10 protein-coding genes are annotated in these 12581 nt (G+C 60.2%); 3 read left to right on the top strand and 7 right to left on the bottom strand.

Annotation, left to right across the window (positions count from 1 at the left end; all coding sequences use genetic code 11):
* Positions 1–71: 71 nt before the first annotated feature.
* The 7 genes from NE851_RS35155 to NE851_RS35185 form a co-directional block, all read right to left on the bottom strand.
* Complete coding sequence (locus tag NE851_RS35155; RefSeq protein ID WP_047619086.1) at positions 72–644, bottom strand: NADPH-dependent FMN reductase; 573 nt, start codon at positions 642–644, stop codon at positions 72–74.
* Between the two features lie 34 nt (positions 645–678).
* Positions 679–1344 (bottom strand): nitroreductase, encoded by a 666-nt coding sequence (locus NE851_RS35160; protein WP_097543812.1) that lies wholly within the window; start codon positions 1342–1344, stop codon positions 679–681.
* Positions 1345–1738: 394 nt separating this feature from the next.
* Positions 1739–2092 (bottom strand): ArsR/SmtB family transcription factor, encoded by a 354-nt coding sequence (locus NE851_RS35165; RefSeq protein ID WP_047619082.1) that lies wholly within the window; start codon positions 2090–2092, stop codon positions 1739–1741.
* Positions 2093–2355: 263 nt separating this feature from the next.
* On the bottom strand, positions 2356–3048 hold the full coding sequence (locus NE851_RS35170) for a response regulator transcription factor (RefSeq protein ID WP_127431099.1): 693 nt from the start codon (positions 3046–3048) through the stop codon (positions 2356–2358).
* 1 nt (position 3049) lies between these two features.
* Positions 3050–3427, bottom strand: coding sequence for a response regulator (locus NE851_RS35175; RefSeq protein WP_047619077.1), 378 nt, complete (start codon positions 3425–3427; stop codon positions 3050–3052).
* A gap of 2 nt (positions 3428–3429) precedes the next feature.
* The gene (locus tag NE851_RS35180) at positions 3430–4071 is read right to left on the bottom strand and encodes a response regulator transcription factor (protein WP_127431100.1); all 642 of its coding nucleotides are present in this window, start codon (positions 4069–4071) and stop codon (positions 3430–3432) included.
* Positions 4068–7703 (bottom strand): PAS domain-containing protein, encoded by a 3636-nt coding sequence (locus NE851_RS35185; protein ID WP_097543813.1) that lies wholly within the window; start codon positions 7701–7703, stop codon positions 4068–4070. The genes NE851_RS35180 and NE851_RS35185 overlap by 4 nt, the downstream gene beginning before the upstream one ends.
* A gap of 406 nt (positions 7704–8109) precedes the next feature.
* Here NE851_RS35185 and NE851_RS35190 point away from each other — a divergent pair, with 406 nt between their 5' ends.
* From NE851_RS35190 to NE851_RS35200, 3 genes are all read left to right on the top strand, one after another.
* Positions 8110–8862 carry an SDR family oxidoreductase gene (locus NE851_RS35190; protein WP_097543789.1) on the top strand — a complete coding sequence of 251 codons (753 nt, stop codon included), beginning with the start codon at positions 8110–8112 and terminating at the stop codon, positions 8860–8862.
* Between the two features lie 813 nt (positions 8863–9675).
* Entirely contained in the window at positions 9676–10665 is a 990-nt protein-coding gene (locus NE851_RS35195; RefSeq protein ID WP_097543790.1) for a potassium channel beta subunit family protein, read from the top strand.
* Positions 10666–10994: 329 nt separating this feature from the next.
* Positions 10995–12308: a hypothetical protein gene (locus tag NE851_RS35200; RefSeq protein ID WP_127431101.1), complete on the top strand. Its 1314-nt coding sequence runs from the start codon at positions 10995–10997 to the stop codon at positions 12306–12308.
* Positions 12309–12581 lie beyond the last annotated feature (273 nt).

The following is a 12581-nucleotide window of genomic DNA, read 5'->3' on the forward strand; positions in this document are numbered from 1 at the left end:
AGCTGGCCGCCCGGATGGACGTGGCCAGCTCCCGCAGTACAGGATACGCAATCGCTCATTCCAAGCGCCCGCTAGGCATCTCTAGGCAGCACTGAGCGAACCCTTGCGATGAAGACGTGGAAGTCCCGCATGAAAGTGCGAAGGAAATCGGCGGTGCTGTCTTTCGTGACCTCGCCGTCGTCGGTGATCAGCCCTGGTGTGAACTGGATGTAGGCTTCCGGGGCATTCATCTGCGGAGAGTTGCAGAAACTGAGCACACTGCGCAAATTCTGCTGGGCGACGGCTGTGCCGATCGCGCCCGGCGACGTGCCGATCACTGCTGACGGCTTGCGTGTGAACGAGTTGGTGCCGTAGGGGCGGCTCGCCCAGTCGATTGCGTTTTTCAGCCCGCCGGGTATGGATCGATTGTATTCCGGCGTGACGAACAGCACGGCGTCGACGGCCGCGATTGCCGCCTTGAATGCCTTGCCAGCCGGAGGGTAGTCGGCGTCATAGTCGTAGCTGTAGAGCGGCAGATCCTTGAAGGATATCTCCGACATTTCGAGTTCCGGCGGGGCCAACCGCACCAACGCCGTGGCGAGTTTGCGGTTGATCGAGCCCTTGGCGAGGCTGCCGATGAGATAGCCTACTTTATGCGTGGTCATGGCGTTCTCCCTCTTGTCCTTTGATCGCAAGTAACTAATCGCCGAGGAACGTGACCGTCTCATCGAGCGGCGCGCGGCCTGTACGGGCGTAACTTACCGTGGGGTCCTCGTACCCGATCGACATGCCGCAGAAGAGGATGAGCCCGTCCGGGGGTGACAGAACCTCCGCGACCGTCTCGCGAACCTGCGACCACGCCATCTGCGGGCAACTGTGCAGACCTTCGGCGCGGAGCAGCAGCATGACGGTCTGCAGATACATGCCGACGTCGGCCCATTGGGGTAGGCCCAGGTCGCGATCGATGTAGCAGAACAGGGCGGCGGGCGCGCCGAAACAGTTCCAGTTGGCGATTGCTGCCCGCTGGCGCGCCTCCCAGTCCTCGCGTGCAATGCCGAGCGCGCTGTAGCGCTCCTTGCCGAAGGCGGATCGGCGCTCCCCGTAGGGGGACTTCAGTGCGGGCGGGTACATCTCGTACTGCCGTTTGTCCCAGGCGTCGCCATGGGCCACACGCTCGACGGCGGACGTCTTCAGCTCAGCCAGCGGCGCGCCGGTCATCACGTAGGTGTTCCACGGCTGGATGTTCGATCCTGACGGCGACCAAGCCGCGGCGGACAGCACCCGCTCCAGAACCTCCCTGTCCACAGGCGCGTCTTTGAACCCGCGCACCGACCGTCGGCTTTTGACTGCCTCATATACGTCCATGATCACCTCCGTCTGACCCAAACCCAGCATCGATGAGCATGGTCGGGCTGCCGTTCCGTTCCTGATGCGGTTCATTATCTCCATTCGCAATGGAGGCGTAATCACACCGTGGTCTAGGAGGGGTACATCAAACGTACATCGGGGATCGATGCGTTCGAGGGGCATGTAGGCGAAGCATGACAGGACTCCCGCGCCACGGCATCCCGGCCTTGGAGTTGCGGCCCTTGAACGGCGGCTTGGCGCTTGCGCTCAAGCCGCAGTCGTCTTTTTCGAAACTGCGTTCTTCGCCGTGATGCCGCACCTCGCTGCGGCGGCGCCGATCCTGAGTTGCCGACAGGATCATCCTCAGCAGAATTGGGCACCAATCATGAGCCGCAAGAGCAACGCTTCGTCATCAGGTGCCTACGGCTCGGACACGTTCTACCGGGGAGCGATGGTAGGATCCGAAAATGTCGGCGAGCGTATCGAGCATCGCCTTGGCCGCGCCGGATTGAAGTGAATAATAGATCGTCTGTGCAGCCCTTCGCGTCTGCACGAGTTCCTGTTCTCGAAGAATGGCCAAATGCTGGGACGTCGAAGATTGGCTCAACCCCACCTCGTCGGCCAGGACGCTCACCGACATTTCTCCCTCGGCCAGCAGATGCAGCATATGAAGCCGTTTGGCATTCCCCATGGCCGACAGGAAGTTTGCTTCGTTGTCGAAGGCGGTGGTTTCAGGGGAAGGCGCGGTTGACGAGTGATTGTTCAAAGCGAGATCTCCTTTAGGAACCAAAGCGGGGCACCAGGTCATATCCCCGAGCTTTAATTTAGGAATAACGCATGGGTGCGCGGCCGAAACCCCATTGCCGGCGCAAGATGGTCTTTTTCGGCGCAGATCGGATACGGCGCGCATCAAATGGACAGCGGCGGTATGTAATCTTCGAGGCCGGCATCCCGAGTTTTTGGAGGCGTGCTGCTAAAGCTGGAGCAATTCCAGCAAAACTGTGCAGCAGTGCTGCGTCTGGAATTGCGCTAGCGCGCGCCTGCCTGGCGCATTTGTGCGGGCAGAGTTTCCCAGGCCCGGATCAATTCGCCGATGGAGGCAGCCTCCATCTTGTGCATGACATTGCTGCGATGCAGCTTGACCGTCACTTCGCTGATGCCGAGATCGAAGGCGATCTGCTTGTTGAGGCGGCCGCGTGCCACTTCATGCAGAACCTCGCGCTCGCGCTGAGTCAGGGTCTCCAGGCGCTTGATATTGCGCTCGGCGATCGCGGCTTCCGCTCGCCGCTCGGCATCCGTCGCAATGGCAGCCGTAATGGCGTCGAGCAGCGTCTGGTCCCGCACGGGTTTGGTGAGAAAATCGACAGCGCCGGCCTTCATCGCCTGGACGGTCATCGGGATGTCGCCATGGCCGGTCACGAAGATGATCGGCTTGGCAATGCCGTTTTCGGCCAGATGACGCTGCAGGTGGAGGCCGCTTGCTCCAGGCATGCGCACATCGAGGATCAGGCAACCGGGGCTATCCAATATATCGGCGTCAAGCAATTCGCGGGTCGAGGCAAAACTGGTCGACCGGAAACCCGCCGACAGGATGAGCTCCGACAGCGCCTCACGAACGGACGCGTCGTCATCGACGATGATGACGAGTGGCTCTGTCTCTTCACATCTGCACTGCAACGATAACGGCGCCGATCTCCGCAGCAACGGCTGGTCAACTCGCATGTCACCCTCCATCTGTCGATTTATGCAAAGCGTTGGCTATGGCTGCCAGCAGCGCCTGGGCATCAAAGGGCTTTCGGAAAAATCCGCCCACGCCTTGAGCGCGGCCCTGATCTGCTATCTCGTGGCGGCCCGTGATCAGGAATACCGGCAGCTCCGGACGCGACTTTCGCACCAAATCGCGAAGTTCGAAGCCGTCGATGCCAGGCATTCCGATATCGGTGATGAGCAGGTCGAGGTCCGACAGCCCGTTGATGAGCAACGAGCCCGCCGACGAAAAGCTGCGGGCCACATAACCCGCGGATTCCAGAAGGTCGCCCATCGATTCAAGCAGCCTTGGATCGTCATCGACAATTGCCACGACGTGTCTTGTCTTGTTCATGTTCAATTCCCTCCCACTCGGCGCGAGTGGGTTATCGGTATTTCCAATCTCTCCGCGATCCGGACGAGATCGGCGAGCGACGCCGCCGCCATTTTCTGCATCACATTTCTTCTATGGATCTGCAGCGTGACTTCGCTGATCCCCAATTCGGCTGCCGCCTGCTTGTTGAGAAGACCGCTGACGACGAGCGGCAGCACCTCGCGCTCTCGCGGCGTCAGGTCGAGGTAGTGTCGTTTGAGCATGTCGAGTTCGGCGCGTTCCGATCTCTTTGTCCGATCCTCGGCGATCGCCGCGTGGACTGCCGCCATGAGGTCCGCATCGCTGAAGGGTTTGGTCAGGAAGTCCACCGCGCCATGCTTGATCGCACGCACGGAGGAGGGAATGTCGCCATGTCCTGTGATGAAGACGATCGGCGGATGGTCCCTGTCAGCGATCTGTCTCTGCAGGTCGAGGCCGTTGATGTCAGGCAGTTCGATATCGAGAATAAGGCAGGCGGGCAGGTCAGGCTTGTCCGCTCTCACGTAATCGCAGGCCGATTCGAAGGCGATGGTGCGCATGCCGTGCGACTCCAGCAACTCGCCGAGCGCTTCCCGAATACGTCCATCGTCATCCACGATGAAGACAATATGGTCATCGGCTGTCATGACGCCGCCTTCGTTTCTATGGGCAAGGTAAAGATCAACGTCGCTCCGTGCGGATTGTTCTTCTCGGCCCACAATCGTCCACCATGAAGCTCGACGATCGAACGGCAGATCGCCAGCCCCATGCCCATGCCGTTTTCCTTGGTCGTGAAGAACGGCTCGAACATTTTCTCGGGAAACTCGATACCCTGGCCGCGATCGCTAATCTCGGTCTGGACGGCATTCCCCATATGGCGCACGCGGATCTCGATCATCCTGTCGTCTGCAACGGCGTCCATCGCTTCCATGCCGTTGCGGATGAGATTGATCAGGACTTGCTGGATCTGGATGCGATCGATTGCAATGAGCGGAAGATTGCCGTCAACGTCGACACCGATGCGAACACGACGTCGCCAGGCCTCGTCGGTCATCAGGCTGCGCGCCTCGTCGATGATGCCGGAGATCGTCGTTTGGATCCTCCTGTCCGCGGACTGTTTGAATAAGGCGCGAATGCGGCTGACGACCTCGGCCGCCGAGTTGGCGTCCCGGATGATGCGCTCGACCGTCTTTTGTGCCCGCTCCATATTCGGCGGCTCAGCCGTGAGCCAGCGCTGGCAGGCATGCGAATTCGCCACGACGGCGGCCAGCGGCTGGTTCACCTCATGCGCGATCGAAGCCGAAAGCTCGGCGAGGCTCGCCGCTTGGCTCGCCCGGGCAAGGCCCTCTTGCGCCAGGCGCAGCTCGTCTTGCGCCCGTACCTCACCGTCGATATCGAGGCATATGACATTCCACTGAATGATCTCGCCTTCAGCGTTGCGCATCGGCGCCGCGCGTGTCTCGACCCAACGATATTCACCATCGAACCGCCGTAGGCGATGTCTGCGTGCATAGGGCTCGCCGGTAGCGAGCGAATGAGCATACTTTTCCTTGACTCCGGCCACCTCGTCGGGATGAACACCGGCGTCGAGTGTGCCGGCCAGCCGGGACTTTCCCGTTCCGTCCAGCTCTTCGAGCTTGTATCCGAGAAAGTCGCGAAGCTGAGGATTGCGATAGACCGGCTCTCCATCCGGAGCGGCGCAATCGATCATGGCCGGCAGCGTCTCGACGATCTGCCAGAGCGAGCGTTCACTCTCTCGCAGCGCTTCTTCAACGCGCAGCTGATCATCGATGTCATGCGAGAGACCGTACCATTGGACGATCCGCCCGTTTTCGTCCCGCAGCGGCTCGGCGCTGCCCTTCACCCAGCGATAGACGCCATCGGCGCGCCGCAGGCGATACTGTTTCGAGAAGCCCTCGCCGGTGACGAGGGAGTGGTTGAGCGCTTCGGCGAGGCTGGCGGCATCGTCGGGATGGACGGCGGCTTCGATGAGGGCTGCCAGCCGACTCACGCCGGGCTTTTCCATATCGGCGATGTCGAGACCGAGAAAATCGATTAGGCGCTGGTTGAAGAAGGTCGGAGTGCCGTCCGAATTGAGCCGCCAGAGCAGGCTGGGAACCATATCCACCAGTTGCGAAAGCTCCCGCTCCCGGTCGCGCAGCGCTTCCTGTGCACGCATCTCATCGTCAATGTCGACTGAGATCACGTACCATTGCATGATTGCGCCGCTTTGGTCCCGCAGCGGTTCGGCGCGGCCGTCGACCCAGCGATAGGCACCGTCGACGCGGCGCATGCGGTATTTTATCGAGAAGGGATCGCCGCTGGCGAGGGAACGATGAACCGTCTCCAGCAACCTCGATGCGTCATCGGGGTGGACGAGGGTGTGAATGACTGACGCGAGGCGGCTCATGCCAGGCCTGTCCATATCGCCCACGTCGAGACCGAAAAAGTCGATCAGACGTTTGTTGAAGAAGACCGGCTCGCCTTCCGGCGTCAAGCGCCTGATCTGTACCGGGACCATGTCGACGAGCTGCGAGAGCTCGCGCTCACGTTCACGTAACGCCTCCAGCGCACGCACCTCGTCGTCGATATCGAGAGAAACGCCGTACCATTGCACGACCGTTCCGTCGTCATCGCGGCGGGGCTCGACCCGGCATTCCGCCCAGCGGTAGACATCATCCTGTTCGCGCCAGCGAAATCGCATCGCGGAGCCGGAGCCGGTTTCGAAGCAGTTCCTGAGCGTACGCTGGATGTCGGGTGCGTCTTCTGGATGAATCAGCTGTTGCAGCAGATCGTCGATGCGCGGTTCACCGAGAGCGTCGAAATTGGCAATAACGGAGCGGAAATGATCCTGATACCGCTTGTTGAAATAGAACGATCCTCCCGTGGGCTCCACACTCCAGATGCGAACCGGCACGGCGTCTATGATCTGCTGAAGCTGTTGTTGGCTCCGCCGCACAGCCTCTTCGGCATGAACCTGATCGTCGATGTCGTGACACAGGCCGTACCACTGGACAATGCGCCCTGATTGATCCCTCATCGGTTCCGCACGGCTCGACATCCAGCGATAGAGGCCGTCGGAGCGGCGCAGTCGATACCGCATGGCGAAGCTCGCGCCGGTAGCGAGGCAATGGCGAAGGGCATCTCCGAAACCCGCCGCATCCTCCGGGTGAACGGTGGCGTCCAGGACGGACTCCAGCCGGCTCATGTCGGGTTTGTCGAAATCAGCAACATCGAGACCGAGAAAATCGACCATCCGTTGGTTGAAGAAGGTCGGCTCGCCGTCGGGGGTTAGACGCCAGACGTGGCTCGGAACCATATCCACGAGCTGCGAGAGTTCCCGCTCCCGGTCGCGGAGCGTATCCAGGCTTTGGCGCAATGTGAGCACTGCCAACTGGTGTTGCCGGGATATGGCGGCCACAATGAGCGCCGAAAATGCCGAGATGGCCAGAAAAAGCTGCAGCATGACCTGCTTGTGCTTCTGGGCCTCGGGATCGCCGGCAAACTGGCTGGTGCCTGTTATCGTGAACAACGCCGTGATCAGGGCGAGGAGGACCAAGGATACGGCGGCGCCTTTGAATTCGAAGCGAACGGCGGCCCAAAGAAGAGGCGGCATGATAATGTATGCGAAGGGGAGGTAGCCGCTCAGCGAAAGAGCCGCAACGCCGAGAAAGATCAGCCCCAGGACGAAAGCTTCCACCCATTGCGGGGCTGAGAGTCGGGTCTTGCCGCGCCAGCTGTGAAATACGACCAACGCCAGCGGCGCTACGATCAGGACGCCGGTGGCGTCTCCGATCCACCAAAGAGGCCAAGCCGTTGCGAAGGATTGCGATTGTATGCCAAACCACGCCAGGGTCGCACTTCCCACGGTCGCGCTTGCGATGGGCGCAATCCCCGCGCCCAGTACGACGAACGCGAAAACTTCCTGCAAGGTTTCCAGCCGAACTGGCCGCTTCAAGATTCGGTTGACGAGCCATGCCCCGGCAACCGCTTCCAGGGCGTTACCGATGTAGATCAGAAAAGCCGCAGGCAGCGGACTGTGGAACCACAGCAAATTGCTGAACAGTTCGGCCAGGCAGCCTCCCAGCACCCACCAAGGCCAGCTGTAGGGAGAGGCGGCCACAAGTGTCGCAATGAAAAGGCCACTCGCCGGCCAGATGGAAATTCCGGTTCCAGGGACGATTGCGAGCGACTGGGCGAATCCGCAGGCCAGCACATAGGCTACGATGAAAAGGCCCAGGTGCAGGAATTGAGGGCGGTGCGACCAGACGCTCATTATCAGTTGCTCCTGCCGGACAGACAAAGCCACGGGATCGTCGGCGTTTTGTATTGTCGTTATTCTCGATTTCGGGGCTGGCGAGCGCATGCTCAGACCGTAACCCCGCCCCATTACAACCGCAACTCATGGAAACCCATGCATTGCGCGGGGATGTGGCCGCCGTGCCCGGAATCGGTAGTTCGGCGCGAACGAGCAATTGGAGACCTGTCCTGCCTTCTGGTGGGGCATCCTAAACCTTGGGGTGGTTTCGCTAGACGTACGGCTAAGGCGACCGGACCCCATGGACGATGGAGAGCGCCCGGCTTTCCAGTCATTGTCGGTCCGGTCGATTCCGAGACGTTGAAGACGATCCCTATCCGCGATCTCGTCGCCATTCGCGCGGTGCAATGCAACAAAGGATGCTGAGATGAAAATCACGGTAGCGGGAGCAACCGGTGTTGTCGGAACACGCCTCAGTGAAATCATACGCCAGTCCGGCCACCAAGTCAGCGCCGCGTCGTTGTCGCTCGGCGTCGACACGGTTAGCGGAAAGGGCCTTGAAGCGGCCTTGGCGGGAACTGAAGTCATCGTTGACGTTACCAACGCCGCATCTTTCGGCGACAGTGCGGCGCTGGATTTTTTCAGGGCTTCGACCAAGAATTTGCTTGCCGCAGCGGCCGAGGCCGGTGTCAGGCACTATCTTGCACTTTCGGTCGTCGGCACGCCAAGTCTGGTCGAAAGCGACTATTTCCGCGCGAAAATGGTGCAGGAAAATCTCATCAGGGCTTCAAATCGACCCTATACGCTTCTCCGTTCCACACAGTTCTACGAGTTCATCAGCGGATTGATCGACACCGGTGCTGATGGTGATGTTTTCCGATTGTCTCCGGCGTTCATGAGGCCGGTGGCGGCCGGTGACGTCGCCGCATTGCTGGCGGAATTGTCAGTCGGAGCGCCGTTGAACGATATTGTTGAAATCGGCGGTCCGGATCAATTCGGTATCGATGAAATCGCCCGGATCTATCTCGCCGCGAATGAGGACGAGCGGCAGGTGGTGACAGACCCATCCGCCTCGTATTTCGGCGTCGAATTGACCGCCGGCGCGCTGCTTCCTGGCGCCGGCGCGCGCGTGGCGACCGAGAAGCTCTCCGACTGGCTCTACCAAGCGATGGCGGACTAGCGAGTCGATCATTTGATCGCGCGGTGGCACCCGATTCATATCCAAGACGCATTCCGTAGCGTGCAGGTCGGGTATCGGTCGAGGCCCTGGCGGCCAAGGGAATTGTCAAACTCGACGTGTGAGATGGCCGACCCCAGGGGGCGGTTAAAAGAAGGCGGTGGACCCTCATGTTGCCCACCGCCCACCTCCTCCCGGCGTCCGCCGCCACGGTCGGGAAGAGAACCAAATCTATCCGAACCAGGCCTTGGTTTGTATCTAAGCCGGCAAACAAAAGCGCAGTGTCGTTCACCAGTCACATAAGCATTTGTGAGGTGTGATTTGCCGCCAGGCGAATGTCATTGAAGTTGCTGCGGTCGCGGTCGCCGTTCCTGTGGATAAGCTGTGGATATCCAGTGGATGACACGATCGATCGGCGGCCGACAAAGCCCCCTATTCTAATCATATGTTGCCTATCCGTTCCGAATCTCTTCATCTTGCGTTGCTGCCGTCGACCTCCGCCGCAAACGTCGTCGACCGCACGCTACGGGCGCTCCGACATAAGTCGCGGAGCGCCCTTTCTCTTGCCGGAGGCTGGAACGCAGGCTAGAACCGTGGCGGCGGTTCCACCGCACCCGTGCTTCAGTCCAGGCGGGCAAACGCGGATCGTTTCACTGGATCGATCGTCTCGTCACAAAAGAGGCGATGCGAACCGATAGCTAAGCCTCGCATATCGTTGCTCATGCCATAGATTACGCGAATTGGCAGTCGATCAATCGTGCGACGCCGACGCCGGTGACAGGCCGGCACATGTTCATAACTTGCGGGAGCTGCATGATGGAATATCGACGTTTGGGAAAGTCGGGTCTGAAAGTGAGCGAGTTCTCTTTCGGTTCATGGGTCACTTTCGGCAAGCAGGTAAATGGAGGCGACGCCGTCGATCTCATGAAGCTTGCCTATGACAACGGGGTGAACTTCTTCGACAATGCCGAGGGATACGAAAGCGGCAAGTCCGAAATCGTCATGGGCGAGGCGCTCAGATCGCTGGGCTGGAGCCGTGACAGCTTCGTCGTCTCCAGCAAGGTCTTCTGGGGAGGGCAGAAACCGACACAGCGCGGCCTGTCGCGCAAGCATGTGACCGACGCCTGCCATGCCGCGCTCAAGCGGCTTCAGGTCGACTATCTCGACCTCTACTTCTGTCATCGCCCGGATATCGACACGCCCATCGAGGAAACAGTCCGGGCGATGCACGATCTCGTCGCCCAGGGCAAAGTGCTCTACTGGGGTACGTCGGAATGGTCGGCGCAACAATTGACGGAAGCCTATGCCGTCGCTCGGGACTTGCGCATCACTCCGCCGACGATGGAGCAGCCGCAATACAACATCTTCGAGCGCCAGAAGGTCGAGTCGGACTACCTCCCGCTCTACGAGTTGATCGGGCTTGGCACCACGATCTGGTCGCCACTCGCCTCGGGCGTCCTCACCGGCAAATACAATGACGGTGTGCCCGCCGACAGTCGCATGAACCTGCCTGGCTACGAATGGCTGAAGGAAAAGTGGTCCAGCGATGCCGGCCGCGCCCAGCTCCGACAAGTCGGCGAGCTCGCAAAGCTCGCGGACGAGATCGGAATATCGATCACGCATCTCGCCCTTTTGTGGTGCCTCGCCAACCGGAACGTCTCGACCGTCATTCTTGGCGCATCGCGCGCCAGCCAGCTGCAGGTCAATCTCGCGGCCCTCTCACACAGGCAAAAGATGACGTCTGACGTGCTGGACCGGATCGACATGATCGCCGGCAACAAACCCGAAGAACCCCGTCGCTTCTAGGCGAAACAAATTTCTCTCGACGAGCCAAACCAAAACTCGTCGAGGGAAACTGCGGTTGGCCTACCGCAGCAGCACCGTGGTGGCCCCTCGGCGGTTGGCGTGCTTTCCGATTTTTGATCGGCGCTCAGCTGCGGTAGAGCAACTGCCGCCATTGAGCGGCAATGTCGGCCGTTATCGCCCCTGTTTCTCCTGACAGCACCCACTTCGTAGGCTCACGAATATAACGTGGGTCGAAGCGTTCAAGAAACCTTCATGAAGCTCAGGGTTGAAATGGCCTCCCCCGGCTCCAAATCTCGTCGGCGGTCGTCGAAACACGAGGGGAGGGGCGCATGGGCAATGCGTATGTCGATCGGATAGGGCGGGCCAGGTCAGGTTTGGGCTTCATTGTCGTTCTTGCCTGCCTCCTGTCCTGCCTTCCGGCATTTGCCGCGCCCGCCGATATCGGCGGTTTGACGGTGACCCTGCCCGACGCCGCTTCCGGCTGGAGGAAGGCCGCCAAAGGCAATCTCTTCATGTTGCAGAAGGATTTTCCTGAAACGGATGACGACAAGCGCGGCAGTGCTCTGATCCAGATCACCAAGCCGCTCCCGGCCGCGCGCAATTCCCTGCAGGCCGGGATGAAGACCTTCGTCGCCACGCTGCCCGACATGGCGAAGGAAGATATCCTGATCAAACATTACGGGGTGACGGTGAACGGCCACGACATCCGCGTGGAAGAACGCTGCTGCGTCCATCAGAACAATGTCAGCATCAACCAGATCGTGGTCGGCATCGCCGGCGACAAGCGGCAGGCCTATCTGCAGCTCGTGCTGCTGAATGTAACCGGCGACAGAAGCAAAGGGGCGGAGGCTGATTTCGCGGCCCTCGTGCGCTCGGTGAAGCTCGATCCTTCCGACAGGGATTTCGACCTTGTTCCGGCGAGCGGCGATGGCGGGCTGGACGGCGTCTTCACCCATCTCGATACCGGCATCCGGCCGAATGTCTTCGGCGGCATGGATTTCTACTCGGACAGCACGATCAGCATGTTCGACCGGGAGGGCCGGTTCAGCACGGAGCTGCCGAAGGGCGGCCGGAGCATTGGCGAACATTGCAAGGAGACCCCGACTGATTGCGGTCTCTACAAGCTTGCCGGCGGCGGCTTCTTCTCCTCGGCCGGGTCGATCGAAATGCGCAGCGTCACCTCAGCCTACGGCACGATCGAAATCGAGACGAAACCATTCTCGAAAAAGGGTGAGGACCTGGTGATTTCAGACGCGGATTATCGCGCCGTGCCGCCATTTGATGAGGGCACGACGCTCGACGGCGAATGGGTTTCCACCTTTGCCTCGAGCGGCATGACTGCGACCTCATCGGGATCGGTGGCCTCCAGCCATACGCTGACGCTTCGTCGAAACGGCACCTTCGAACGCACGGGCTGGTCCGGCGCCTCGATGATGAACGAAATCGGCGGATCCCGATCGGGCGTCACCACATCCGGAAACCGGCCGGTCGCAAGCGGCCGCTATAAGCTTTCCGGCTATCGCCTCGACTTGACCGACGCCGACGGCAGGACGGAAAGCATGAGCATATTCGAACCGGACAAAGCATCCGACGGGCTTCTGGTGATCAACGGCAACAACTACCTCAAGGACGACGGGAGATAGCCAGGTAGCATCCAAGGTATTGAATAAATTAGATTTATAAGGCTAAGGCCTAAACTTCCCGGTCGGTTTGAAAGCCGCCAGGGCTGTCAGCCGTTTCGAGCCGGGGCCATGGCGCCAGCCGCCCGAAACCTGCCTGACCTGGCCAGCCGTCTCGATGGGTGAAATGAGCAGCTTGGTTAAGCATTTGTAAATTGGTAACGAATCGAGGCATATAGTAACTGCGCAACTGAAGCGCTTTCGTTCAAAATTGCGCAGTTACGTGGGAAAAAGATC

This window comes from Rhizobium anhuiense bv. trifolii, from assembly GCF_024346605.1.
Classification (GTDB): domain Bacteria; phylum Pseudomonadota; class Alphaproteobacteria; order Rhizobiales; family Rhizobiaceae; genus Rhizobium; species Rhizobium anhuiense.